This is a genomic window from Pseudomonas sp. 9_2_1 (genome assembly GCF_059295275.1).
Window position 1 is genome coordinate 1644634 of record NZ_CM181239.1, and the last position, 25022, is coordinate 1669655.

18 protein-coding genes and 3 pseudogenes are annotated in these 25022 nt (G+C 64.0%); 17 read left to right on the forward strand and 4 right to left on the reverse strand.

Going from position 1 to position 25022, the window contains the following annotated elements:
- The first annotated feature begins 2 nt into the window (after window positions 1-2).
- The 11 genes and pseudogenes from AC5O5I_RS07420 to AC5O5I_RS07470 all read left to right on the forward strand — a co-directional run bounded on the left by AC5O5I_RS07420 (window position 3) and on the right by AC5O5I_RS07470 (window position 8950).
- Entirely contained in the window at window positions 3-1976 is a 1974-nt protein-coding gene (locus tag AC5O5I_RS07420; protein WP_172286687.1) for a heme lyase CcmF/NrfE family subunit, read from the forward strand.
- Entirely contained in the window at window positions 1973-2509 is a 537-nt protein-coding gene (locus tag AC5O5I_RS07425; RefSeq protein WP_172228650.1) for a DsbE family thiol:disulfide interchange protein, read from the forward strand. Before AC5O5I_RS07420 ends, AC5O5I_RS07425 begins: the two co-directional genes overlap by 4 nt.
- A complete protein-coding gene (locus AC5O5I_RS07430; protein ID WP_172228648.1) occupies window positions 2506-2982 on the forward strand; it encodes a cytochrome c-type biogenesis protein in 477 nt (158 codons plus the stop codon). The genes AC5O5I_RS07425 and AC5O5I_RS07430 overlap by 4 nt, the downstream gene beginning before the upstream one ends.
- Window positions 2975-4177, forward strand: a complete 1203-nt coding sequence (ccmI, locus tag AC5O5I_RS07435) for a c-type cytochrome biogenesis protein CcmI (RefSeq protein ID WP_494512279.1) — start codon at window positions 2975-2977, stop codon at window positions 4175-4177. The genes AC5O5I_RS07430 and ccmI overlap by 8 nt, the downstream gene beginning before the upstream one ends.
- A gap of 12 nt (window positions 4178-4189) precedes the next feature.
- Entirely contained in the window at window positions 4190-4606 is a 417-nt protein-coding gene (locus tag AC5O5I_RS07440; RefSeq protein WP_172228644.1) for a hypothetical protein, read from the forward strand.
- Between the two features lie 103 nt (window positions 4607-4709).
- Window positions 4710-4844: pseudogene (locus tag AC5O5I_RS07445) on the forward strand (2-hydroxyacid dehydrogenase); the annotation flags it as partial.
- 51 nt (window positions 4845-4895) lie between these two features.
- The gene (locus tag AC5O5I_RS07450) at window positions 4896-5684 is read left to right on the forward strand and encodes a PhzF family phenazine biosynthesis protein (protein WP_172286684.1); all 789 of its coding nucleotides are present in this window, start codon (window positions 4896-4898) and stop codon (window positions 5682-5684) included.
- Window positions 5685-5865: 181 nt separating this feature from the next.
- A complete protein-coding gene (locus AC5O5I_RS07455) occupies window positions 5866-6273 on the forward strand; it encodes a GFA family protein (protein ID WP_172286683.1) in 408 nt (135 codons plus the stop codon).
- A gap of 181 nt (window positions 6274-6454) precedes the next feature.
- The gene (locus AC5O5I_RS07460) at window positions 6455-6793 is read left to right on the forward strand and encodes an FKBP-type peptidyl-prolyl cis-trans isomerase (protein ID WP_172228638.1); all 339 of its coding nucleotides are present in this window, start codon (window positions 6455-6457) and stop codon (window positions 6791-6793) included.
- A 256-nt stretch (window positions 6794-7049) separates the two neighbouring features.
- Window positions 7050-7712 (forward strand): histidine phosphatase family protein, encoded by a 663-nt coding sequence (locus AC5O5I_RS07465; protein ID WP_172228636.1) that lies wholly within the window; start codon window positions 7050-7052, stop codon window positions 7710-7712.
- Window positions 7713-7756: 44 nt separating this feature from the next.
- A complete protein-coding gene (locus AC5O5I_RS07470; RefSeq protein WP_172228634.1) occupies window positions 7757-8950 on the forward strand; it encodes a D-amino acid dehydrogenase in 1194 nt (397 codons plus the stop codon).
- Between the two features lie 118 nt (window positions 8951-9068).
- On the opposite strand, the gene AC5O5I_RS07475 is transcribed toward AC5O5I_RS07470, so the two are convergent.
- The 3 genes from AC5O5I_RS07475 to AC5O5I_RS07485 form a co-directional block, all read right to left on the reverse strand.
- Complete coding sequence (locus AC5O5I_RS07475) at window positions 9069-9797, reverse strand: aspartate/glutamate racemase family protein (protein WP_494512280.1); 729 nt, start codon at window positions 9795-9797, stop codon at window positions 9069-9071.
- Window positions 9798-9813: 16 nt separating this feature from the next.
- Window positions 9814-11346: an NCS1 family nucleobase:cation symporter-1 gene (locus tag AC5O5I_RS07480; protein ID WP_172286680.1), complete on the reverse strand. Its 1533-nt coding sequence runs from the start codon at window positions 11344-11346 to the stop codon at window positions 9814-9816.
- Between the two features lie 472 nt (window positions 11347-11818).
- Window positions 11819-12256: an Lrp/AsnC family transcriptional regulator gene (locus AC5O5I_RS07485; RefSeq protein WP_172229294.1), complete on the reverse strand. Its 438-nt coding sequence runs from the start codon at window positions 12254-12256 to the stop codon at window positions 11819-11821.
- 133 nt (window positions 12257-12389) lie between these two features.
- On the opposite strand from AC5O5I_RS07485, the gene AC5O5I_RS07490 reads away from it, so the two are divergent.
- A complete protein-coding gene (locus AC5O5I_RS07490) occupies window positions 12390-13289 on the forward strand; it encodes a DMT family transporter (protein ID WP_172229292.1) in 900 nt (299 codons plus the stop codon).
- A 202-nt stretch (window positions 13290-13491) separates the two neighbouring features.
- On the forward strand, window positions 13492-14418 hold the full coding sequence (locus AC5O5I_RS07495; RefSeq protein WP_494512743.1) for a class I SAM-dependent methyltransferase: 927 nt from the start codon (window positions 13492-13494) through the stop codon (window positions 14416-14418).
- Between the two features lie 116 nt (window positions 14419-14534).
- Here the strand turns inward: AC5O5I_RS07495 and AC5O5I_RS07500 are convergent.
- Window positions 14535-16549: pseudogene (locus AC5O5I_RS07500) on the reverse strand (mechanosensitive ion channel family protein).
- 153 nt (window positions 16550-16702) lie between these two features.
- On the opposite strand from AC5O5I_RS07500, the pseudogene AC5O5I_RS07505 reads away from it, so the two are divergent.
- The 4 genes and pseudogenes from AC5O5I_RS07505 to AC5O5I_RS07520 all read left to right on the forward strand — a co-directional run.
- A pseudogene (locus tag AC5O5I_RS07505) lies at window positions 16703-16891 on the forward strand (class I SAM-dependent methyltransferase); the annotation flags it as partial.
- A 182-nt stretch (window positions 16892-17073) separates the two neighbouring features.
- A complete protein-coding gene (locus AC5O5I_RS07510) occupies window positions 17074-18573 on the forward strand; it encodes an MFS transporter (RefSeq protein WP_494512281.1) in 1500 nt (499 codons plus the stop codon).
- 98 nt (window positions 18574-18671) lie between these two features.
- Window positions 18672-19961 carry a condensation domain-containing protein gene (locus tag AC5O5I_RS07515; protein ID WP_494512282.1) on the forward strand — a complete coding sequence of 430 codons (1290 nt, stop codon included), beginning with the start codon at window positions 18672-18674 and terminating at the stop codon, window positions 19959-19961.
- 51 nt (window positions 19962-20012) lie between these two features.
- On the forward strand, window positions 20013-25010 hold the full coding sequence (locus AC5O5I_RS07520) for an SDR family NAD(P)-dependent oxidoreductase (protein WP_494512283.1): 4998 nt from the start codon (window positions 20013-20015) through the stop codon (window positions 25008-25010).
- Window positions 25011-25022: the final 12 nt, after the last annotated feature.

The window sequence follows — 25022 nt, forward strand, 5'->3', positions numbered from 1 at the left end:
TGGTGATCCCCGAACTCGGCCAGCTGGCAATGATCCTGGCCATCTGCTTTGCCATCGTGCAGGCGAGCGTGCCGCTGCTCGGCGCCTGGCGTGGCGACAGCCTGTGGATGAGCCTGGCGCGGCCGGCGGCCTGGGGGCAGTTTGCCTTCCTGGCCTTTGCCTTCGCCTGCCTGACCCATGCCTTCATGACCGACAATTTCTCGGTTGCCTATGTAGCCAGCAACTCCAACAGCGCCTTGCCCTGGTACTACAAGTTCAGTGCCGTATGGGGTGCCCACGAAGGTTCGCTGCTGCTGTGGGCGCTGATCCTCGGCGGCTGGACGTTCGCCGTGTCGGTGTTCTCGCGGCAGTTGCCGCAGGTGATGCTGGCCCGAGTGCTGGCGGTAATGGGCATGATCAGCGTGGGCTTCCTGAGCTTCCTGATCATCACCTCCAACCCGTTCCAGCGGCTGCTGCCGCAGGTGCCGACCGATGGCCGTGACCTTAACCCGCTGCTGCAGGATTTCGGCCTGATCGTCCACCCGCCGATGCTGTACATGGGCTATGTGGGCTTCTCGGTGGCCTTCGCCTTCGCCATCGCCGCCTTGCTCGGCGGTCGTCTGGACGCAGCCTGGGCGCGCTGGTCGCGGCCCTGGACCATTGTCGCCTGGGCCTTCCTCGGGGTGGGTATCACCCTGGGCTCCTGGTGGGCTTATTACGAGCTTGGCTGGGGGGGCTGGTGGTTCTGGGACCCGGTGGAAAACGCCTCGTTCATGCCCTGGCTGGTGGGCACGGCGCTGATCCACTCGCTGGCAGTGACCGAAAAACGCGGTGTGTTCAAGAGCTGGACCGTGCTGCTGGCCATTGCCGCGTTCTCGCTGAGCCTGCTGGGGACTTTTCTGGTGCGTTCCGGCGTGCTCACCTCGGTGCACGCATTTGCTGCCGACCCGTCGCGCGGCATTTTCATCCTGATCTTCCTGTTGTTCGTGGTCGGTGGTTCGCTCACCCTGTTCGCCCTGCGTGCGCCCGTGGTCAAGAGCCAGGTCGGCTTCACCCTGTGGTCGCGTGAGACGTTGCTGCTGGCCAACAACCTGGTACTGGTGGTGGCGGCCTCGATGATTCTGCTCGGTACGCTGTACCCGCTGGTGCTCGATGCGCTTACCGGGGCCAAGCTGTCGGTCGGCCCGCCGTACTTCGATGCCTTGTTCCTGCCGCTGATGGCCTTGCTGATGGTGGTGATGAGCGTGGGCGTGCTGGTGCGCTGGAAGGACACCCCGGGCAAATGGCTGGTCAGCATGATGACCCCGGTGCTGATCGGCAGCGCCATCCTCGCCCCGGCTGCCGGCTTCATCGTCGACGACTTCGACTGGCCGACCCTGACCGCCTTCGCCCTGGCCGCCTGGGTGGTGCTCGGCGGGCTCCGTGACATCTTCGACAAGACCCGCCACAAAGGCCTGATCAAGGGCTTGCCAGGCCTGGGTCGCAGCTACTGGGGCATGCAACTGGCGCACCTGGGCCTGGCGGTGTGCGCGCTGGGCGTGGTGCTGTCGAGCAACAACAGCGCCGAACGCGACCTGCGCATGGCGCCGGGCGAAAGCGTGGAGCTGGGCGGTTACCAGTTCCTGTTCCAGGGTGCCAGGCATTTCGAAGGGCCGAACTTCATCTCCGACAGGGGCACCGTGGTGGTCAGCCGCGATGGCCGTGAGGTCACCACGTTGCACCCGGAGAAGCGCCTGTACACCGTGCAGCAGTCGATGATGACCGAGGCCGGCATCGACGCCGGCTTTACTCGTGACCTGTACGTTGCCCTCGGCGAGCCACTGGAAAACGGCGCCTGGGCCGTGCGCGTGCACATCAAGCCTTATGTCCGCTGGATCTGGCTGGGCGGTCTGCTGACCGGCCTGGGTGGGTTGCTGGCGGCCCTCGACCGGCGCTACCGCGTCAAGGTCAAGACCCGGGTGCGTGAGGCCCTGGGCGTGTCTGGAGCAGCTGCATGAAGCGTTGGATCATGGTAGTCCCACTGGTGGTGTTCCTGCTGGTGGTGGTGTTCCTGTACAAGGGGCTGTTCCTCAAGCCCGACGAGCTGCCTTCGGCAATGATCGGCAAGCCATTCCCCGCGTTTTCCCTGGCCTCGACCCAGGGTGACCGCACGCTGACCCAGGTCGATCTGCACGGCCGCCCGGCGCTGGTCAACGTCTGGGCCACCTGGTGCCCGTCGTGCAAGGTCGAGCACCCTTACCTGAACCAGCTGGCCCGGCAGGGCGTGGTGATTCACGGGGTCAACTACAAGGACGACAACGCCGCCGCGCAGAAGTGGCTGGCCGAATTCCACAACCCCTACCAGCTGGATATCCGTGACGAGCAGGGCAGCCTGGGCCTGGACCTTGGCGTGTATGGCGCGCCGGAAACCTTCCTGATCGATGCCAAGGGTGTGATCCGCTACAAGCACGTGGGCATCGTCGATGCCACCGTGTGGCGTGAGCAGCTGGCGCCGCTGTATCAGGGCCTGGTCGACGAGGCCAAGCCATGAAGCGCTGGCTGGCAGCCGTTGTGCTGGGCCTGGGCGTAGCGAGTGTGGCCAAGGCAGCCATCGACACCTATCAGTTTCGCGATGATGCCGAGCGCGAGCGCTATCAGCAGCTGACCAAGGAACTGCGCTGCCCCAAGTGCCAGAACCAGGACATCGCCGATTCCAACGCACCGATTGCCGCCGACCTGCGCCGGGAAATCTTTCGCATGCTCGGTGAAGGCAAGAACAACCAGCAGATCGTCGACTTCATGGTCGACCGCTACGGCGATTTCGTGCGCTACAAGCCGGCGCTCAGTGGCCGCACCTGGCTGCTGTGGTTTGGCCCGGGAATATTGCTGACGGGTGGTTTCGTGGTGCTGGCGCTGATCGTGCGCCGCCGCCGCAGTACGGCCGCACCGGGCGGTAATGAGTTGTCTGCCGAAGAACGCGAGCGTCTCGCCAAACTGCTGGATAAAGAACAGACCCATGATTGAATTCTGGCTTAGCGCGGGCCTGCTGCTGCTCGCTGCCCTCAGCTTCCTGCTGATCCCGATCCTGCGTGGCCGTCGTCGTCAGGCGGAAGAAGACCGCACCGCCCTGAACGTGGCCCTGTACCAGGAGCGCATCGCCGAACTGGCTACCCAGCAGGCCGCCGGAGTGCTCGACGAGGCGCAGCTGGCCAAGGGCCGCGACGAGGCTGCCCGAGAGCTGCTGGCCGATACCGAAGGCGCCGAGGCACCCCGTCAGGGCCATCTTGGCAAGGCCTTGCCGTTGCTTGCGGCCGTACTGGTGCCGCTGATGGCGCTGGGGCTGTACCTGCATTTTGGTGCGGCCGACAAGGTGGCCCTGACCCAGGAGTTTGCCCAGGCACCCAAGTCGATGGAAGAAATGACTACCCGCCTGGAGCGCGTGGTCAAGGCCCAGCCGGATTCGGCCGAGGCCCTTTACTTCCTCGGCCGCGCCTATATGGCCGATCAGCGCCCCGCTGATGCCGCGCGTACCTTCGAGCGTGCCGTGGCCCTTGCCGGTCGTCAGCCAGAGCTGCTCGGGCAGTGGGCCCAGGCCTTGTACTTTGCCGCCGACAAGCAATGGAGTCCGCAACTCCAGGCCTTGACTGACGAAGCATTGCAGGCCGACGCCAACGAAGTGACCAGCCTGGGCCTGCGCGGTATTGCCGCGTTCGAAGGCGAGCGCTATCAGGAAGCCATCGACTACTGGAAGCGCCTGCTGGCGCAGTTGCCGGAAGGCGATACCTCACGTGCGGCCCTGCAGGGCGGCATTGATCGCGCCGCCGAGCGCTTGGGCGGCTCGCCAGCGCAGGCCGCAGAGCCCGCGGCGGCAGTAGCAACGGCCCGTTTGAAGGTGCGGGTAGAACTGGCTGCCGCGTTGCGGGACAAGGTCAAACCGGAGGACACGGTGTTCATCTTTGCCCGCGCCAGCAATGGCCCCCCGATGCCGCTGGCGGCCAAGCGGGTGACGGTGGCGCAGTTGCCGATCGAGGTGGAGTTGTCTGATGCCGATGCGATGATGCCGCAGATGAAACTGTCCGACTTCAGCGAAGTCCAACTGGTTGCACGTGTGTCACGGGCTGGCCAGCCTACCCATGGCGAGTGGATTGGCCAGGGCGCGCCAATGCCCAGCGCCAGCCAGGCCACCCAGCACCTGACCATCGACAGCCCTGACAAGTAAGAGAGCACTGCCATGCACAGCACCGTCCGCCTGACCCTGATCACCCTGGCCCTGGGTTTGTCTGCGTGTACGGTGCATCAGCCGTACGAGCAGCCCGCGCCACCGATCGAGCGGGTGCCGCCGCAGGGGCCGGTTGTGAAGCCGCTGCCGGGTGGGCAGCCGTCCACCCAGCCAAGCAAGCCGGCGGCGATTCCCAAGCCGATGCCACGTACCTCGGCCAGCTTTGCGCCACCGCCTGGGGGGGCCAGCCACTGGGACCCGAAGCTGGGTGTCTACGTATTAGAGAAGCAACCCAATACCTTCTACCGCCAGCGCACCTACTACCGATTCGACAATGGCTGGAGCTGGTCGCTGAGCCCGAACGGACCTTGGCAGGACACCGACAGCAGTGGTGTGCCGGGTGGGCTGGGGCGCGCTTTCGGCCAGTAGAGCGGGCTTGCCCGCAAAAGTGCCGAAACACCTGCCGACGCCATCCAGCGGCATGCCGACGAAATCGATGCCGTAATGACTCGCGGCGCGCTCGGTCAAGGTGCTGGGGTACTCCGTGCTCACACCCCACGTAGCCGGCCAGTCACAGGAAGCGGCGCGCGCTACGGTCAATCGGGTGCTGCGCAACCTGCAGGCGTTCTTCGCCGGCGAACCCGTGTTGACCCCAGTGCGCCTGTAACCTTTTCCCAGATATCCGCCTGGCAGCGCCCAGGTAACAAGGAGTGTGTGCATGCAACTCGAAATCTTCCAGGTCGATGCCTTTTCCGCCGAACCCTTCGGTGGCAACCCGGCTGCAGTGATCCCGCTGCAGAGCTGGCTGCCGGACGACGTGCTGCAGCGCATTGCCGAAGAGAATAACCTGTCGGAAACGGCCTACTTCGTACGTAATGGGGGAACCTTCGACCTGCGCTGGTTCACGCCCACCGTGGAAGTCGACCTGTGCGGCCACGCCACCTTGGCCTCGGCCTATGTGCTGTTCGAACAACTGGGCGAGCATGCCCAGGTGCTGCGCTTCAATACCCGCAGCGGCGAGCTACGCGTCAGCCGGGGCGCTGACGGGCTGCTGGCCATGGACTTCCCGGCCAAGCAACCGGTGGCCGTGGACGTACCGGCCGGGCTGCTCCAGGCGTTGGGCCTTAGCCAGGCGCAGGCGCTGTACCACAGCGACGATTATGTGGTGGTGATCGATGACGCCCTGTTGCTCGATACGCTGAAGCCGGACTTCGTTGCGCTGTCGGCGTTCGATGTGCGCGGCATCGCCGTGACCGCCGCAGGCCGTGGCTTTGATTTCGTCACGCGCTGGTTTGGCCCGCGGGTTGGCGTCAATGAAGACCCGGTGACAGGTTCGGCGCATACCTCGCTGGCGCCGGTCTGGGCCGAACGTTTGGGCAAGCACGTGTTGACCTGCGAGCAGGGCGGTGTGCGCAAAGGGCAGCTGCTGTGTGAAGTGCCGGGCAATGGCCGGGTGATAATCAGTGGGCGTGCGGCGCTGTACCTGCGCGGCACTGTGTTCATCTGACCGACCGATATTGCCCCTTGTAGGAGCGGCCTTGCGTCGCGATGGGCTGCGAAGCGGCCCCAGGATCCAACGTGTCCGCTTGAATCCTAGGGCCGCTTCGCAGCCCATCGCGACACAAGGCCGCTCCTGCAAGAGCGCGCATCTATACTTGCAGGCCCATCTTCCGCTCAAGGAGCCAGCCATGGCCCTGGAAAAACACGGCACCTGCCTGTGCGGCGCTACCCGGCTTACCGTCACCGTCGACAATACCCACATCAGCGCCTGCCACTGCAGCATGTGCCGCAAGTGGACCGGCGGCCCGCTGCTGGTGGTCGATTGCAGCAAACCCCCGCTGATCGAAGGGCGTGCGCCCAGCGTCTACGATTCGTCCGACTGGGCTCAACGCGCTTTTTGCGGCCAATGCGGCACACATCTCTACTATCGGCTCAAGGCCAACGACTTCCATGCCGTCCCGGTCGGCCTGCTCGACGGCGACCAGGACTGGGATTTCAATATGCAGATCTTCGTTGAAGAGAAACCTGCCTGGTACTGTTTTGCCAACCAGACCAGGGAAATGACCGGGCAGCAGGTGTTTGAGCAGAGCAGCTGATTCAGGTCGGTACACTTGTCAGCCCTGATGCGCTCCCTACGGCTGGCTCGCCTCCGCGCCCAGCCATGCCTCCAGAGAATGCCACCGTGCATCTATCTTTTGCCTGACCCCGCACACACTTGCCAAACCGGTGCATTCCTGAGAAAAGGGCGGCTTTGTTTTCCAGCGTTGGAGTGTCCCCGTGAGCCAAGAACTGCAGATCATCGACCTGGTCGAGGGTGAAGGCAAAGCCGCCGTCAAAGGCGCCCTGATCACCACCCAGTACACCGGCTGGCTGGCCGACGGCAGCGAGTTCGATTCGTCCTGGTCGCGCGGCAAGCCGTTCCAGTGCGTGATCGGCACAGGCCGGGTGATCAAGGGTTGGGACCAGGGAATCATTGGAATGCGGGTCGGCGGCAAGCGCAAACTGTTGGTGCCGGCCCAGCTGGGCTATGGCGAGCGCAGCATGGCGGCAATCCCGCCGAATTCGGACCTGACGTTCGAGATCGAATTGCTGGAAGTGCTGACGCGGGATGATTGATGAGGGCCCTGCATACGGGCACCGACCTATTACCCAGGTTCTGGCACCGTACACAATTCAGCAACACCGTTCCCTTAATCTAAGCCTTGCCCAGGGAACGGCATCCACCTCCAGGGAGGAACCAAACGGGTTCAGGGCACTCTGACCCTCACTCGTTGCCAAGGATGGCATTCACTACTAATGGCGCCCCGTGATACCGCAAGCGGGGCGATGTGGCGGGTAGACCCGATTTTCTTTGCCACACGAGCCTGCCTTGATGAAGTTGCCTACATTCTTCCGCCGTCGTCGCCCCTTGCTGCTGAGCCTGGTGCTTGCAGCCGTCGCCGTACCGTTGGCGATGGAGGCAATCGAAAGCCGGGCACAACCGGTCGATGGCACCCAGACCCTGGTGTTCCTGCGCCATGCCGAAAAGCCGGGCGAGGGGCTGGGCCAGTTGAACTGCCAAGGCCTCAACCGTGCGCTGGATCTGGCCACGCTGTTGCCCGAGCGCTTCGGCAAGGCCGACTATGTGTTCGCTGCCAACCCTTCACGGCATGTCGAGGAAGGCAGCCAGGAGCAAACCTACAGCTACATTCGCCCGTTGATGACCATCACCCCCAGCGCCATCCGCCTGGGCCTGCCGGTGAACATCGACTACGGCGCCAACGATACCGACGAACTGGCCGATGAGCTGCTGAGCGACAAATACCGCAACGCGACGGTGTACACCGCCTGGTCCCACGGTTACCTCCCGGAGCTGATCAATAGCGTGGCCGGCAAGGCCCTCGGTGAAGAGCGGGTGATCACCGAGGACTGGAGCGGCGACGACTTCGACACCCTCTACGTACTGACCCTGACCTGGCATGACGGCAAGGCCAGCCTGCTCAGCCGCAACGTGCGCCAGGGCCTGAACGACGGCGCGCATAGCTGCCCGAGCTGATCCGCTGGTACTGTTCGGCGATGGTGCCGGAACAGGGATGAGCGATGAAACAGCGTGTGGCGGTAATTGGCGGTGGCGTGATTGGCCTGGCGACGGCCTACGCCCTGGTCCGCGAGGGGCATTCGGTCGACCTGATCGAAGCCCGCGACAGCCTGGCGTCGGCCACCAGCTTCGCCAACGGCGGGCAATTGTCCTATCGCTATGTGGCACCGCTGGCCGACGCCGGCGTGCCATGGCAGGCGCTGGGCTGGCTGTTGCAGGGTGAGTCGCCGCTACGCTTGCGCTTGCGCATGGACCCGGCGCAGTGGCGCTGGCTGTTGGCGTTTACCCTGGCCTGCCGGCGCAGCGTCAATCGCCGCAATGCCGCGCAGTTGCTGGACCTTGCGCTGCACAGCCAGGCTGTTCTGGCGCAATGGCGCGAAAGCCAGGACTTCGGCGATTTTGCCTGGCGACGAAACGGCAAGCTGGTGGCCTTTCGCAGCGAGCGCGCTTTCACCCATGGCCGCGATCAGCTGCTGGACCCGGCCAGCCAGCGTGTGCTGAGTACAGCCGAGCTGCGCGTGTTGGAACCTGCACTGGATGGCGCGCCGTTCGTAGGCGGCGTATTTACACCCGATGAAGAAGTCGGCGACTGCCACCTGTTCTGTCAGCGACTGGCGGCGCTGCTGCGCGCTTCGGGCGAGTGTCGTCTGCTGCTCGGCCAGCCGGTAACGCAACTGGTGCGGCACCAGGACCGGGTGGTGGCGCTGCAGCTGGGGCTCGACCGGCTGGACGTCGAACAGGTGGTGCTGTGTGCCGGGCATCGCGGCACAGCTTTGGCTTTGCCAGGCATGAAGCTGCCGGTCTACCCGTTGAAGGGGTACAGCCTGACCGCACCGATCAGTGCCGGGCACCAGGCGCCGGAGCTGAGCCTGACCGACTATGAACGCAAGATTGTCTATGCCCGTCTGGGGCAGCAACTGCGAGTGGCGGCGATGGTGGACATTGTCGGCTTCGACGAGTCGGTAGAAAAACGCAGGCTGCAGAGCATGCGGCGGTTGGCGCTGGAGACGCTGCCCAAGGCTGCAGATTATGGCCAGGCGGTGGAATGGGCAGGGATGCGACCGGCGACACCGACCGGCGTGCCGATGATTGGCGGCACGCTGTATCGCAATGTGTGGCTGAACCTGGGGCATGGGGCCTTGGGATTCACCCTGGCCTGTGGCAGTGCGCAGCGGTTGGCCAGGATGATGGATTAGCAGGACCGGCCCTGTCGCCGGCAAGCCAGCTCCCACAGGTACCGCAGGCCTCAAACCTTGCGCAGTCCCTGTGGAAGCTGGCTTGCCGGCGACAGGGCCGGTACGGGTAAACAGAAGGCTAGCGACCGAAGCGCATCGGCCAACCCACCACCTTCTTCGCCCGCGGCGTGGCATAGGTGCGCACCTTGGAAGTGCTCAGCCCCATGCGCACCAGCGATTCGGCAATGGTCACCGCCGCGCTCACACCATCCACCACCGGCACGCCAGTGCGCTGGCGGATCTGTTCATCAAGCCCGGCCATGCCGCCGCACCCCAGGCAGATCACCTCGGCCTTGTCCTCACGCACAGCGCGTTCGGCCTGCTCGACAATCGCCTCCACCGCCCGTTGCGGGTCGGCCTCCAGTTCCAGCACCGCCAGCCCACTGGCCCTTACCGACGCGCAGCGGTCATACAGGCCGGACAGCTTCAGCCGGTCCTCGATCAGCGGCACGGTGCGGTCCAGGGTGGTCACCACCGAGTAGGCGTGGCCCAGGTACATCGCGGTGCTGGCGGCGGCATCGGTGATGTCAACCACCGGTACATTCAGCAGTTCCTGCAGGCCTTCACGGCCATGCTCGCCGTAACCGGCCTGGATCACGGCGTCGTAAGGGCCCTCGTAGGCCAGCACCCGGTCCATTACGGCGATGGCGGCCAGGTAGCTTTCGAAGTTGCCTTCCACCGATTCGGCGCCGAACCAGGGGGTGAGGCCGACGATTTCGGTACCGGGCGAGGCCACGGCGCGGGCCTGCTCTGCAATGGCTTCGGTGATGGCTTCGGTGGTGTTGACGTTGGCGATCAGGATACGCATGTTCGGTTTTCCCCGGTCAGTGGCTGCTGTGGTCGACGGCAATGCATTCGCCGCTGACATCAAAGTATTGGCGGTGGCGTGGCGCGATCAGCAGGTACACGGCGGCGGCGATGCCGGCCCCGATCAGCCAGGAGAACGGCGCCACGCTGTGGAAGTTGGGCACCAGGGCCAGGACGATGGCCAGTAGCGCGGCCGGCAGGAAGGCGGCCACCGCGCGCAGGTTGATGCCCTTGGTGTAGTGGTAGGCGCCGGCCGGGTCTTCGCTGTACAGCTGCGGCACGTTGATGCAGCCTTTGCGCAGCAACCAGTAGTCGGCCATGATCACCCCGTACAGCGGGCCGAGCAGGGCGCCCAGGCCGGACAGGAAGTAGACGATCACCAGCGGGCTGTTGTAGAGGTTCCAGGGCAGGATCAGCACGGCGAGGGTGGCGCTGATCAGCCCGGCGCGCTTGAAGTTCAGGTGGCGTGGCGCCAGGTTGCTGAGCACGAAGGCCGGGGCGACGAAGTTGGCCATGATGTTCACCGCCACGGTGACGATCAGGAAGGCCAGGCAGCCGAGCACCAGCAATGGCGTGCTGGGGATGGCGGCGACGATCTGCGTCGGGCTGTCGATGATCTGGCCATTGATCTGGAACTGCGCGCCGCACAGCACCACGGTGATCATGGCGAACACCAGGATGTTCACCGGCAGCCCCCAGAAGTTGCCGACGCGGATGGTCTTGCGGCACGGCGAGCTGCGGGCGAAGTCACAGAAGTTCAGCACCAGGGTGCCGTAGATTGCCAGCCACAGCGCGCCGCCGGCGAAGATGTTGCGCCACATATCAACGCCGGTCAGTGGTGCGGCCACCGACCAGGCGATATGCGCGTCAGCCTTGATGTACATGAACACCGCCAGGGAGGCGACCGTCATCAGGATTACCGGGCCGGCGAAAGCCTCGTAGCGGCGCACCATCTCCATGCCGTAGGCCAGGATCCCCAGCTGCACCAGCCAGATCGCAACGAAGCAAACCCAGCCCAGGCTCGACAGGCCGAGAATGCTGTCATGATCGTAGGCGGCCAGTTGCGGCCACACGGCCGTCAGCAACACGCGCAGCACCACTGACGCCAGGTAGGTCTGGATACCGAACCAGGCAATGGCAATGACCGCGCGGATCAGCGCCGGGATCTGCGCGCCGTGGATGCCGAAGGCGATGCGGCTGATGACCGGGAACGGCACGCCGGTCTTCTGCCCCATGTAGCCCGACAGGTTCATGAAGAAGTACACCAGCGCCGCACCAATGCCCAGCGACAGTAGAATCTGCCAGCCACCCAGGCCGAGGGCGAACAAGCCCATGGCGAACGAATAGTTGGCGATGTTGTGCACATCGTTTGTCCACAAAGCGAAGATGCTGTAGCGCCCCCAGCGCCTGCCTTCGATGCGCGTCGGGGCAAGGTCGCGGTTATGCAGGCGCGGGCTCAGGGCAAGTTCCGGCGGGTTGCCGGCGAGGGTGGAAGCGGGGTGGGTGCTGGCGACGGATAGTTCAGGGGCAAGGTCGAGGCTGTTGCTCATTCCGGCGGGCTCCTGATGCACGTGACTGCGATGAGCGGGCATGCGCACGGGCTCGCCATCTCGTCGGTGCAGCGTTGGCATCACAGGGTTCTGGGCGCGGCGGCCGCTGTTGGGGCGGCGTCGCGAGTTCTTGTGTATTTATGTTTTGGTCGGTTTGTATACAAAACACGAACACACAAAAGCCAGTTCCATGCCAAGGGAAAAGCACACTTCAGGTGGCCATCATTTTGAATCTATCTAGTTGAAAGATAAGTTGATGAAATGACGAAGTTATAAGTTGACCAAATGAACAGGTTTAAATTTCAAGAGGCATAATTAGTTGATCATTTGGTCAAAATTAGTTGTGAGTACGGTGTAACGTATTGGGGCGTTACCTAAAAAGTGCACACAAAAATGGCACCTAAGGTGACATTCTTGTGTACAAAAAATAGGCAGCTTTTCCAGTGCGGGCCTTTTCGGGGCACCGCTGACATCAATTCATTGGCGGTAACCGCCGCTTGACCGGGCTCTTCTTGACGATCGCGGTATTGGTATCGGCCAGTACATTGATACGGTCGAGCAAGGTGTCCAGCTGCTCCATCGAGCGCACGTGCAGCCGGGCGATGAAGCAGTCCTCGCCGGTAACCTTGTCGCATTCGGTGAACTCGGGGATGGCAATGATCTGCCGCTCCACCTCGTGCAACTGCCCCGGCAAAGGGCGAATGCGCACGATCGCCTGCAACTGGTAACCAAACGCGTGCGGGTCCACCTCCACGGTGTAGCCGCGCAGCACGCCGCGCTCTTCCAGGCGGCGCAGGCGCTCGCTGACGCTGGGCGCGGACAACCCGCTGACCTGGCCCAAGGCTTTGAGCGAGCGGCGCGAGTCCTCCATCAACGCATTGATCAGGGTCTGGTCGATGTCATCCGTCATTTTCGCCTCGTTAGGTAAACTATGTAATTCGCCTTGATAGTAAAGGTCATTTTTCCAATCTGCCTTGGTTTTCCGCTGGAAGGCCCGCCAGTAACCTTCGCATACTGTTGCCATCGTCAATGGGAGGTGTGGGATGGACAGTTCGTTGCGCCGTGGTTCGCTGGAAATGGTCGCTGCCATGCTGATTTCGGGGACCATAGGCTGGTTCGTGCTGGTATCGGGTCAGCCGGTGCTGGACGTAGTGTTCTGGCGTTGTGTGTTCGGCGCGGTGACGTTGCTGGTGATTTGCGCTGCGTTCGGTTTTCTGCGGCCAGGTGTGATCAGCCGCACGGTGTTCCTGTTGGCAATTGTCAGTGGCATGGCCATCGTCGGTAACTGGCTGCTGTTGTTTGCCTCGTACTCGCGAGCGTCCATCGCTATCGGCACGGCGGTGTACAACGTGCAGCCGTTCATACTGGTAGGCCTGGCGGCGCTGTTTCTAGGCGAGAAGATCACCTTGGCCAAGCTCACCTGGCTGAGCGTGGCGTTCCTCGGCATGCTGGCCATCGTCAGCGCCCATGGCACGGGGCAGGGGGGCGGCGAGGACTACCTGCTGGGCATCGCACTGGCCTTGGGGGCGGCGTTCCTGTACGCAATTGCGGCGTTGATCATCAAGCGCCTCAGTGGCACACCCCCGCATCTGATCGCCTTGATCCAGGTGACTACAGGCGTGCTGTTGCTGGCGCCGTGGGTCAAGCTCGGCGGGCTGCCGGTTGAAGTGCCGGCGCTGACCAGCCTGCTGACCCTGGGCATGGTGCACACCGGCTTGATGTATGTGCTGTTGTACAGCGCGATCCAGCGCCTGCCCACGGCGTTGACCGGCGCGCTGTCGTTCATCTACCCGATTGCGGCGATTCTGGTCGACTGGGTGGCGTTCGGGCATCGCCTGGCGCCGCTGCAGTGGCTGGGGGTGGGGTTGATCCTGCTGGCCGCGGCGGGGATGCAGCAGGGCTGGTGGTTCAGGCCCAAGGTGTTAGTGGTCAAGGGCCATTGAGGCCGCTTCGCGCCCTATCGCCGGCAAGCCAGCTCCCACAGAGGCTTGCGCAGTAACTGTGGGAACTGGCTATTGCACTGCTCCGGCGAATGCGCAGGCGTTGACGTTTACGCGGAACCTGTGGGAGCTGGCTTGCCGGCGATAGGGCGCAAAGCGCCCTCAAGGGGGTAGAATGCCGCTTTTTGCCAGCCTGCGACCCACCATGACCTCGCCCATCCAGACTCTGGAGCAACACCTGCTCGCCGCCCTCGACCCTGCCCCGCAGGAAACCCGCCGCCTGTTCCACGGCCGCGGCCGCTGCTGGCCGGGCCTTGAGCAGGTCACCGTCGACTGGCTGCAAGGGGTGTTGTCGGTCGCGCTGTTCCGCGAGCCGCCCGAAGGCCAGCTGGCCGAACTGGAAGCCATGCTGCGCAGCCTGGCCGAGCAACCACTGTGGACTGGTCAAGCCATCATCATCCAGCACCGCTACCTGCCCGACAGCCCGGGCCAGTGGCTGCTGGGCGAGCCATGCCAGCAACGCGAGGTGGTCGAGGACGGCCTGACCTACCTGTTGGACCTGGGCGTGCGGCAGAACAACGGCCTGTTCCTCGATATGCGTCATGGCCGGCGCTGGGTGCGCGAGCAGGCTGCAGGCAAGCGCGTGCTGAACCTGTTCGCCTACACCTGTGGCTTCTCGGTGGCAGCGATTGCCGGTGGCGCCGAGCAGGTGGTGAACCTGGACATGGCCAAGTCGGCCCTGGCTCGTGGACGGGACAACCATCGGCTCAATGGTCACGATGCCTCGCGGGTGGCGTACTTGGGGCACGAGCTGTTCAAGTCATGGGGCAAGGTGCGCAAGTATGGGCCGTATGACCTGATCATCATCGACCCGCCGACGTTCCAGCGCGGCAGTTTCGTGCTGACTCAGGACTACGCGAAGATTTTGCGGCGCTTGCCAGAGCTGCTGAACGAGGGTGGGACAGTGCTGGCGTGCGTGAACGACCCGGGGATCGGGCCGGAATTCCTGATAGAGGGGATGGCGGAGCAGGCGCCGACACTGGCATTTGTCGAGCGCCTGGAAAACCCGCCGGAATTTCCGGATGTTGACCCGGCGGGTGGGCTCAAAGCCTTGGTATTCCGCCAGGTGTGATGTTGTCTTTGCCGGCCCTTTCGCGGCTAAAGCCACACAGGAATCACCGCAGCTTTGAAAACTATGGGGTCCCTGTGGGAGCGGGTTTACCCGCGAAAGGGCCAGCCCAGGCAACATCAAGCCCCCAGCGCCTGCACCGGCAGCGGATACACCTGGGCAAAAACTCACATTCTCCGTCTGGTCCACCCGCTTCTTCAGCCGCTCGTTGAACGCCCGGCTTACCGCATACTGCCCCCCCGGAAATGGTGCGGAACTGCGCCGTCAGCACAAACCCGTTCAAGTCCATGCGGTCGACCCCGAACACCTGCAGCGGGCCTTGCAGATTGATGCGCAGCAGCGGGTCTTCGCTGATCGACTTGCCTACTTCATGGATCAGCCCCAGTGCCGCATCCACATCACTGTCATACGTGAACTGCACCGAAAAGAACGCATAGGCGAACTGCCGCGACTGGTTGGTAACCGCCTTGATCTGGCCAAACGGCACCGAGTGTACGAAGCCCTTGCCATCGCGCAGGCGCAGGCGCAGGGTGCGGATGGTCAGGCTTTCGACGGTGCCGGCATGGCCGGAGTCGAGTACCACCCAGTCGCCAATCGAGATGGTGTCCTCGATCAGGATGAACAACCCTGTGATCACATCCTGCACCAGTTGCTGCGAACCGAAGCCGATGGCCAGGCCGATTACCCCGGCACCGGCCAGCAGCGGCGCGACGTTGATGCCCAGGTTGGCCATGGTGGTGATGGTGCAGATGACGATCAGGATCACCTTGATGGCGTTGCGCAGCATCGGCAGGATGGTCCGCACGCGGGTGCTCGGCTGGCGCGCACTGCGGCGGCCGACGGCGGGTTTGAGCGCTTCCTGGATGGCGGTATCGAGCACCACCCACAACAGCCAGGTGACCAGCAGGATCAGGCCAATGCTCGACAGCGAGTTGCTGATCGCCTGGCCCAGGCTGTTGCTGAGGGCAAAGTCGATCACCGAGAAACCCCAGATGCGCCCCAGCAGCTCGATGAACGCTACGGCCATGGCAATGCGCAGCAATGCGTGGGCGAGGCTGCGCAGCAGTTCCTCGTAGGGCCGCACGCGCTGCGCTGGGTCGCTTTCACGCGGGGCCAGCAGGTGTTGCAGCAAAGTGCTGAGGAACACGGTCGAGACCAGCAGCACGGTGGTCAGCAAGACTTTCTGCAAGGCCTTCTGGCATTTCTGCGCCGGCACCGACCAGGTGAACCGCCAAGACCAGGATCATCAGCAGGATCGGCAGGTACCACAGCGCCGAGAAGATCCGCAGCGTTTCCTGCACGGCCCGGTGTTGCACGCGGTCCTTGAACGCGCGGTTGCGGATCAGGTGGGCTACCGGGCGGCGCAAGCGGATGACCAGGCTGGCGAAGATGAAGGTGGCGGTAAGGCCGGTAATCACGGCGACGCTGGCGGTGATGTTGCCGCCCAACTGGCGGGCGATCTGTGGGCTGGTCAGGGCGTCGCTCCAGGCCGCGAGGAAGCCGATGAGGAACAGCGGGCGTGGCGCCAGGCGCTTGATTACGGCCACGGCCGGGGGCTTGTGGTCGGCGTCGAACAGGGTGATCAGGCAGAGGATTATCGAGGTCGAGAACAGGCCGCTGCTGGTGGCGTAGGCCAGGCTCAGCCCCAGTGCGCGGGCCACCGAGGGGTCGAGGAAGCGGCTGACGTACAGCGTCAGTGGCAGGCTGGCCAGCGCTGGCAGGGTGTAGGGCAGCAGGTAGCCGAGCAGGCTGCTGGCGCGTTTGCGCTCGCGCAGCCAGTGGCCATCCAGCGGCCCAGGCTGGTGAGTAGGGCGAAGGCGGCCGCCCAGGTGAGGGTGAGCAACAGGAATTTGCCGGCCAGTTGCAGCGAGTCGCTGGCTGAATGGCGGTCAACCAGGCGTTTCACCTCCTTGGCGGCGCGTTCGGTGCGCAGGCGCCACGCATCGACCAGATGGGCGTCCAGGTCCAGCTCCTGGGCGGCGCTGTCCAGGCCATCGGCCAGGGCGCCCAGCAGGCCGCCTTGCAGTACCGGTTCGGGCTCGGCGGGTTGTTCTTCGGTGGGGGCGGGGTCGGCAGCCAGCAGGTGGGTGCTCAGCAGGCAGCCAAGCCGCAGGGTATAGAGGTAGCGCAGCACTGGAGTACTCCTTGGGCCGGGGTGAGCGGGGCTCGGTTACTCAAGGAACTGATTGGCGAGGGAAAAGTTCGATGAAATGTCGGCGCATCCCTTGCAGGAGCCGAGGTGAACGGCACGCTGTTGTCCGGCAGGCGGGTTGCCCCGTTGTTCGACACCTTACTGGCGTGTGCCAACGACCCAGGCATCGGGCTGCAGTTCCTGATCGAAGAGTTGTCCTTGCATGCGCCGGCGCTGGCGTTCGCCGAGCGGCTGGCGAATCCGCCGGATTTTTCGGATGCGGGCGTGGAGGAGCGCTCAAGGCGATGGGGTTATATTATAAAAACGTCATTATTCATCCAATGATGTAGGAATTATCTTACGGATATAATCTATTTTTTTATATTTATTGTGAGAAGATTGATTGCTTTACAATTTTTAATATTTGATTTTTGCAATGCGGTTGGCCGTCTACTAGGGTCAGAGTTCCTATTTGGATGCGGCGCCGACAATCAGTGATCGGCTTGATCAAGGCAGGGAGAATGCCAATGTTCAACAATTACCAGCGATGGCTCGTATTGGCCGTTCTGTCCTTCGCCTTGCTATTGGTTGCGATCGACATGACGGTCCTTTACATCGCCTTGCCTACACTTACCCATGCGCTCGGGGCATCTGCCTCCGAAAAGCTGTGGATCATAAATATGTATCCCTTGGTAGTTGCTGGCCTGTTACTGGGCGCCGGCACTTTGGGTGATCGTATCGGTCACCAGCGCTTGTTCGTGATCGGCCTTGTGCTGTTCGGGACGGCGTCGCTTCTGGCTGCATCCGCGCCATCTTCCGCGCTGCTCATCCTGGCCAGGGGGGCGCTGGGCGTCGGTGCGGCGGCCATGATGCCGGCCACGCTGGCGATCATCAGCCTGACCTTCGAGGATGAGCGTGAGCGCGGTTTGGCCATTGGCGTCTGGACGGCCGTGGCTTCCGGTGGTGCAGCGATAGGCCCGCTGATAGGGGGGGCGCTGCTCGAGCATTTCTGGTGGGGCTCGGTATTCCTGATCAACGTGCCCATTGTGCTGGTGGCCTTGGTGTTGTCCTTGCTCCTGATCAGGAACACGCCGCAGGCCAACGCCGGCCCATGGGACCTGCTTGGTTCCCTGCAGGCAATGGTAGGGCTCATTAGCCTGGCGTACCTGATCAAGGAATTCGCCAAGCCTGAGCCCTCGCTGGCTGCGGCGCTAGGGGCGTTGGTCCTCTGCGCGGGCTTCGGCTGGTTGTTCGTACGGGGGCAGCGCAAGCGTGGATTTCCGTTGATCGACCTGCAGATTTTCCGCAGTCCCGCGTTCTCCTCCGCGGTCATCGCCAGTTTGGCCGCGGCCGGCTGCCTGATGGGCATCAACCTGGTACTGAGCCAGCGCCTGCAATTGGTGGTCGGGCTATCCCCGCTCGAGACCGGTCTGTATTTCCTGCCCCTTTCTGTGGGTGCGATCGTGGCAGGTCCGTTGAGCGGTTGGATGCTGCCCAAGGTTCGCTGTGACCGGTTCCTGGTGCTCGCACTGTTGATCTACGCCGGTGCCATTGGCCTGTTCATGTACAGTTTCAGCCATTCGGTCGCCCTGCAACTGCTGCTGCTGTTCGTCATGGGCGCTTGCGTAGGGGCGAGCATGACCGGGGCGTCCACCATCATTATGGTCAGCACGCCGCCGGAGCGAGCGGGCATGGCCGCGTCGGCCGAGGAAATCTCCTACGAGTTGGGAGGGGGGTTGGGCATCGCCTTCATGGGTAGCCTGATGTCGGTGGTATACAGCCGCTCCCTGGTAGTGCCCGAGCAGGCCGCCGACGCGGTGCGCCTGCAGGACGGGATCGACAGCGCGCTGGCTGCTGCCGCGCAGATGCCCGCACCGCTGGGGCAGGAAATCGCGGTGAATGCGCGATTGGCGTTCGACCAGGCGGTGTCATCGGTAATGATGGCCACCGTGGGGGTGCTGGTGGTGATCGCATTGTTGGTGTTTGTAAACTTTCGAAGGTATCCGACAGCTTCTGCCGAACAGTAAGTTTCTACTTAATTCAGTCAAATAATGCTTGGCTTGGAACTGTTCGGTTGAATAGTTACAGGTCCGGATTTGTGCTGCTTTAAATTTGGAGAGATGGCATGCGCCTATTATTGGGGCAATTGTATGATCAGCGTGCGGCCTTGCATCTGGAGCAGCGTTATGTAGGTGACGTCCTGATACCGCAGGAGCATCTTTATGCTGATCATCTGCGTGAGGCCATCCGGTTTGTCGTGAAGAAGTATCCGGCACTTCGCGGCTGTTTCACGCGCAGCGAAGGCGAATGGCGCATGGACTTTCTTGCTGTGGACGCATTTCCCGTAGACCAGGCGTTACAGGTAGTTGCCGCCGCACCCGGGGTGCTGCCTGGTGCACAGGCCCAGGCCAGCGTCGACGCACTGCTCGCGACCTCGACCCTGGTCCCTCCCTTGCTGAGGTACATCCTGCATGATGCCGACCAGGCCGAGGACCAGCGCCTGGTGCTTATCTTCCATCACCTGGTCTGCGATGGCATCTCTAGCCGGATACTCTGGCGGGACCTTTCCAGGGCCTATCGCGCCTCGATGCAGGGCTGCCCGCTCGACGACGAGGCCTGCGACAGTTATCCGGCTTTCGCACAGGAACTTGCCCAGTGCTACCGGGCACTGCCCGCCGAGGTGTCGCCAGCGCTCGGCGCCCCGGCACTTGTCGGGGTACTCGACCAGGCAGCAGGGGAACAGGCTGGCAAGGTCCTGGAGCATACCCTCGTGGGGCACTGCCTGCAGTTGGAACCTGAGGCCGTGGATGAGCTGCGTCGATGCGCGGCCGAGTGGCAGGTGAGCTTTAGCGACTACCTGCTCGGTTGCTGGCTGCAAGTGCTGAGCCAAATCCAGGCTCACGGCTCGGTAGCGCTAATGATGTGGGTCAGCCCGCATTTCGTTGGCCAATGGCAGACACCCGTCACCCAGCTGGTGGGGTCGGTGTCGTTCCCGCTCCCGGTGCGCTTGACGCTTCAGGCCGGACCCTGCCTGCGAGAAACCGCGCGGTCGGCCAGGGCCGAGGTCGAACAGGCCATGGCGCAGGCACACGCCTTCGCAATCCGGTATTTCAGCGGTGTCGCGGGCGCGCCGGTGCCCGACTTGCCTGCCATCGGTTTCAACTTCATCTCGGCGCACAAGCCGGGCGGCAGCCTGATTGGTTACCGGCCTGCCCCGGAGCAACTGCACATCGCGCGCGATCCTCGGCAGGTGGCCGACCTGCCATTGAGTTTCGAGGCCGAACTGTACGAGCGACGCTTGCGCCTCACCGTGCTGGTGGCGCCTGAGATCGCCCGTGTGCTCCCCATCGAGGCATTGGTCCATCGATTGTTCGAGGACATGCGGCCGATCGCAATGGCAGAAAGTGGAGCATGACCGACCCGCCGCCATGACAGGAAGCCATGGCAAACCTAAAGGGATATCTGCATGAGTGCTGGATACGAGCAAGTAATGGCTGTGGTGCTAACGCAACTGGCGTCGGCCTGTGATGGGGAGCGGGTAGAGGAGGACACCCGGCTGGGTAGCCTCGGCCTGGATTCGATCGCCGTGACCGGCCTACTGGCTTCCTTGGGAGCACAGCTGGAACGGGACCTGGAACCTACCTTGTTCTGGCGCTTCGCGACCCCCGCGCAGTTGTGCCGGCACCTGTGTGGTGACGAGGGCGAACGTGTCGAACCGCAGGCATCAAGGCTTGCAGATCACCGACAGGCGGTGGCGATCACGGGCCTCGCCTGCCGTTTCCCCGGGGCCGACGACAGCCTTGCGTTCTGGCGCTTGCTCGAAAACGGCGGCCAAGGCATCGGGCCGGTTGCTCACGATCATTTCACCGAGCGAGCGGAAAGTGGCTGGCATGTGGCGCCTGACGAGATCGGTGGTTTTATCGACGGTGCCTGCGACTTTGACCACGAGCGCTTCGGGCTGGGTGGCCACGAGGCGTCGCAGATGGACCCGCAACAGCGTTTGCTGCTGACCTTGGCCTGGGCTGCCCTGGAACAGGCCGGGATGCCGCCTGCGGCATTGCGCGGACAACGCGGTGGGGTCTATGTCGGCGCCATGTGTTCGGACTTCGCCCATCATGTGCCGCCGCAACAGATGACGGCGCAGAGCGCCACGGGCCTGGATACAAGCATCCTCTCGGCCAGGATCTCGTTCGCCCTGGGGCTCGGAGGGCCCAGCTTGACGGTCAACACCGCCTGTTCCTCCTCGCTGGTCGCCCTGCACCTGGCTTGCCAGGCCCTGCGGCAGGGTGAATGCGACTTCGCCATCGTCGCCGGGGTCAACCTGATGCTTGCGGCGCACAGCTTTACCGCTATGCGCCGATTTGGCGGGCTCTCGGAGACGGCGACCTGCCATACCTTCGACGCGGCCGCCGACGGCTATGTACGGGCCGAAGGCGCGGGCGTGGTGGTACTGCGCAGGCTACCCGACGCGTTGCAGGCGGCATCGCCGATCTGGGGGGTGATCCGCGCGTCGGTGGTCAACAACAACGGCTTTCACAACAGCCTCACGGCGCCGTCGATGCAAGCCCAGCAAGCATTGCTGGACGAGGCTGTGCGCCAGGCCGGGATCGCTCCGGGCGATGTCGAGTACGTTGAGGCCCACGGTACCGGCACGGCCATGGGCGACCCGATCGAGGCCACTGCCATCGCCGCAGCCTATTGCCCGCGCGGCGCCCGTCGTCACCCCCTGCTCATCGGTTCGGTGAAGACCAACATCGGCCATGCCGAGGCGGCGGCGGGGATGGCCGGGCTGATCAAGGTGCTGCTTGCGCTGCAGCATGAAGTGATACCTGCCCACCTCAACTACCGCGCTCCCAACCCTGCGCTCGACTGGTCGCGCCTGTCCTTGCAACCGGTGTTGCAGAACACGCCCTGGGCTTCGGCGCAGCCACTGGCGGGGGTGAGCTCCTTCGGTTTCGGTGGCACCAATGCCCATGTGATCGTGGGCCGTCAATGGTCGGTGCCGGCTGATGACACGCTTGATGGCAGTGACCTTTCCCTGATCGTGGTGCCGCCCGCCAGCAAGGCGAAAGGTGCCTTGCTGGTGTTTTCCGGACAAGGGGCGCAATGGCCGGGCATGGGGCTGCGGCTGGCCCGGCTTGACCCGGTTTTCCGCGCGTGCGTGGCCAGATGCGACCAGTTGTTCACGGCGATGGCAGGCTGGTCCTTGGCCGAACGTCTCTATGACGCCGAGGAATGTTTCAGCGATGTCGAAGTCGCCTGGCCCTGCCATTTCGCCCTCCAGGTAGCGTTGGCCGAAGTATGGTTCGCCAAGGGCCTGCGCCCGGTCGCGGCAATCGGCCACAGCATCGGTGAAGTGGCAGCAGCGCATGTGTGTGGGGTGCTGAGCCTTCGCGATGCCTTGCGGGTCATTCTTGCGCAGGCACGCTGGGCTGCTCTGCGGCCAGGGGCAATGGCTTTGCTGGGCCTCGGCTGGAACGCTGCCGAGGCGCTGCTCGCCACGCTTGAAGTGACCGCCAGCGTGGCAATCCAGCATGCTGACCAGGCGACGGTCATCAGCGGTTCGGCTGACGCCATCGCCCAGGTGCAACAGTATTGCCAGCACAACGGCATGCGCTTCAACCAGATCAGGTGTGAAGTCGCCGTGCATACCGGGGCTGAAGAAGACGGCTACCTGGCGCTGTGCGAGGCGCTTGAGGACATCGTGCCGAGCGCCCCGCACCTGCCTTTGCTGGGGACCTGTCCGGCCGCAGCGGCCGATGGCTGCTTGCGCCCGCGCTACTGGGCGGATGCGGTGGCCCGGCCGGTGCGTTGGTTCGATGCGCTGTGCACGGCCTTGCGGGCCAGTGACGGGGTGGTCGTGGAAGTCTCCAGTCATCCCGTGCTGCAAGGCAGCCTGCGCGAAGCTCTGGCGGCGACTGCGCCGGGCAGGGGCCTGCTGGCCACTGCCCGGCGCGGGGGCAGCGACGCCTATGCCTTGGCACAGGCACTGGACGATTGCCACGAAGTGGCGCCTTTGCTGGGCGACAGCCCGCAAGCAGTACTGCTCAGTGGCCACAGCCATGCAGCACTGCTCGCACGTTGCGCCAGCATTGCGCACTGGATCGAGCAGGATACGACACTGCGTCTGGCCGATTGCGCTCAGGCTCTGCAATGCGCCGGCAGCCATGAGCGCCATCGCCTGGCGTTCATGGCCGAGACGCCAGCCCAGGCACTGGCCTGCCTGCGCTCGGCACTGGCGGTAGAGCTCGCAGCCAGCAGGGTGTGCGCTGCGCCCTTGTTGCGTGTGTGCCCGCGTGCGCCACTTTCCCCCGCACAAAGGGACGTGCTTCAGGCCTTGCCCGTATTCGCCAACGGATACGGTCGGGTCATGCAGGTCGCGCACGACCTGGGCATTGAGGCGCACCTGGTCGAGGGCGTGGCCATGTACATCGGTTGTACCGAATTACTGCGTCATGAAGGCGTGATGGTCACGCGCTATCGTGCAGGCGACACGGTTGGCAGCATTGAAGACCTGGTGGCGGGGCGGTCCGGCTTGAGCGTGCTGGTCCGTGCCGTCGTTGAGCGGGATGCGCGGGGTTGGCCGCAAGCCGAGGGCGTCGGCGACGGTGCGCTGCTGTGCTTCGAAAACCTTCAGGGCAGCACGGCCGCGCAGTTGCTCGCCGAGTTGAAGCTGCGCAGTTACCTGGCCGGCGTCGGCGTTATGACGCTTCCGGCCGCACGACAGCCACCGCTCTCCCTCCCTGGTACACGGCCAGCCCGTGAATCTGCACCAACGAACGGTGCGAGTGGCTATCGCCTGGCCTGGCTGCCAACCGACTGCTCGCCAGTGGCTGGTGTTGATGCGCAGAGTCTGTTGGTTGTCGGGCGTGCGCCTGGATGGTCGGCGCTGCGCGCACATGTTAGCTTCGCCAGGGCCACATGGCATGAGTTTGCCCCCGGTGGTACCTGCCAGACCTATCAGCGGGATCTTCTCGAACTGCTCGAAGGTGCTGCGTTCGACACTATCGTGCTGCTGGCCGAGTCAGCCGAGGTCGCGTGCGTCCTGGGTCTGCTGCAGGCGCTGGGCAGGATGCGTGCAGGCGCTGCGACGTTGCACGTGGTCACCTGTGCCGCCCAGCGGTTGCCCATGGATACCCGGGTTGTCGCAGACGCCACCTTGCTGTGGGGGCTGCTCAGGACGGCGCAGTTGGAACTGGATGGCCAGCGCTTGTGCATCACCGATGTCGGCCCGGCCAATGCAGAGGCGGCTGAATGCGACCTCGTCCAGGCGACGCTGGCCAGCCTTGCCACGCCTGTATCGCAAAGCGCCTGGCGTGTGGGTGTGCGCTACGTACCGGCGTTGCAGCCTGTGCCCGCGCAGGCGCTGGTAACCAATACCCCTCTTGAGGAGGAGGCAGGTTTCCACCTGATCACGGGAGGCTTCGGGGCGCTGGGGCAAGTCATGCTGCGTCGCTATTTCGATCAGGGCGAGCGCCGTTTCCTGTTGCTGGGCCGCAGCCCGGCAAGCCAGCAGGCCATGGAGGCCATGGAGGCGTTGTGCAGCCAAGGCGCGACGATCATCGTCGAGCAGCTTGATGTCGCTGACGCTGCCCACCTGGACGAGACGATCGAGCTTGCCGCCCGGCAACTCGGGCCGCTGACCTGTATCAGCCACGCGGCGGGCGTGCTGCACTCGGGGGCGCTCGAGGGGATGACCCTGGCCGGTTTTCTCGACGGCGTACGCGCCAAGCGCGAGGGCGCCTGGAACCTGCACCAGGTCAGCTTGCGGTGGCCGGTGCGTCGCTTCCTTCTGGTGTCGTCCGTCTCGAGCCTGTTCGGTTTTCCCGGCCATGCTGCCTACGCCAGCGGCAATGCCTACCTCGATGGCCTGGCCGACTACCGCTTGAGCCAGGGGTTACCCGCCATCAGTGCAAGGTTCGGCCCGTTCGCTGACGAGGGGTTGCTGGTTCAGGGTGGCGCTGCACAGGTGTTCGAGCACTTGCCGGCGATCGACATGCGCGAGGCCTTGCGGTACTTGGAGCAATGGCCTGAGGGCCATGGCCACCCGCTGATAATGTGCTATCGCGGCCCGGCAGCATTGGCATGTGACCTGCCAACCTTGGCGGAGCGCGATGACGTGCTGGCCAACACGGCGGACCGCCATGGGCAACTGTGCGCCATCGTCAGTCGTTTCGTGGCGTCGCTGCTTCAGGTGCCGCTTGAGCGGATCCCGGTGGACGCGCCGCTGACCGAACTGGGGGTCAGCTCGCTGCTGGGCGTGGAAATCCGTAATCGCCTGCAAACCGAGCTGCAGGTGCGCATGCCCGCCACGGTGCTGTGGAACTACCCGACCATCACCGCCCTGGCCTGCTACCTCGAATCGTTGATGTGGCCCATTGAGGGCGCAGGGCTCGGCGAGGCCGAGCCGATCACGGAGCCTGACGAGGATGACGATGCGTTGATGGCGGAGCTGCTCAGGTAGCTGGCCACGCTC

Excerpts from the sequence above, each read along its gene's own strand:
- AC5O5I_RS07425 (WP_172228650.1), top strand. The coding sequence starts at position 1,973 with ATGAAGCGTTGGATCATGGTAGTCCCACTGGTGGTGTTCCTGCTGGTG.
- AC5O5I_RS07430 (WP_172228648.1), top strand. The coding sequence starts at position 2,506 with ATGAAGCGCTGGCTGGCAGCCGTTGTGCTGGGCCTGGGCGTAGCGAGT.
- ccmI (WP_494512279.1), top strand. The coding sequence starts at position 2,975 with ATGATTGAATTCTGGCTTAGCGCGGGCCTGCTGCTGCTCGCTGCCCTC.
- AC5O5I_RS07440 (WP_172228644.1), top strand. The coding sequence starts at position 4,190 with ATGCACAGCACCGTCCGCCTGACCCTGATCACCCTGGCCCTGGGTTTG.
- AC5O5I_RS07450 (WP_172286684.1), top strand. The coding sequence starts at position 4,896 with ATGCAACTCGAAATCTTCCAGGTCGATGCCTTTTCCGCCGAACCCTTC.
- AC5O5I_RS07455 (WP_172286683.1), top strand. The coding sequence starts at position 5,866 with ATGGCCCTGGAAAAACACGGCACCTGCCTGTGCGGCGCTACCCGGCTT.
- AC5O5I_RS07465 (WP_172228636.1), top strand. The coding sequence starts at position 7,050 with ATGAAGTTGCCTACATTCTTCCGCCGTCGTCGCCCCTTGCTGCTGAGC.
- AC5O5I_RS07470 (WP_172228634.1), top strand. The coding sequence starts at position 7,757 with ATGAAACAGCGTGTGGCGGTAATTGGCGGTGGCGTGATTGGCCTGGCG.
- AC5O5I_RS07475 (WP_494512280.1), bottom strand. The coding sequence starts at position 9,797 with ATGCGTATCCTGATCGCCAACGTCAACACCACCGAAGCCATCACCGAA.
- AC5O5I_RS07480 (WP_172286680.1), bottom strand. The coding sequence starts at position 11,346 with ATGAGCAACAGCCTCGACCTTGCCCCTGAACTATCCGTCGCCAGCACC.
- AC5O5I_RS07485 (WP_172229294.1), bottom strand. The coding sequence starts at position 12,256 with ATGACGGATGACATCGACCAGACCCTGATCAATGCGTTGATGGAGGAC.
- AC5O5I_RS07490 (WP_172229292.1), top strand. The coding sequence starts at position 12,390 with ATGGACAGTTCGTTGCGCCGTGGTTCGCTGGAAATGGTCGCTGCCATG.
- AC5O5I_RS07495 (WP_494512743.1), top strand. The coding sequence starts at position 13,492 with ATGACCTCGCCCATCCAGACTCTGGAGCAACACCTGCTCGCCGCCCTC.
- AC5O5I_RS07510 (WP_494512281.1), top strand. The coding sequence starts at position 17,074 with ATGTTCAACAATTACCAGCGATGGCTCGTATTGGCCGTTCTGTCCTTC.
- AC5O5I_RS07515 (WP_494512282.1), top strand. The coding sequence starts at position 18,672 with ATGCGCCTATTATTGGGGCAATTGTATGATCAGCGTGCGGCCTTGCAT.
- AC5O5I_RS07520 (WP_494512283.1), top strand. The coding sequence starts at position 20,013 with ATGAGTGCTGGATACGAGCAAGTAATGGCTGTGGTGCTAACGCAACTG.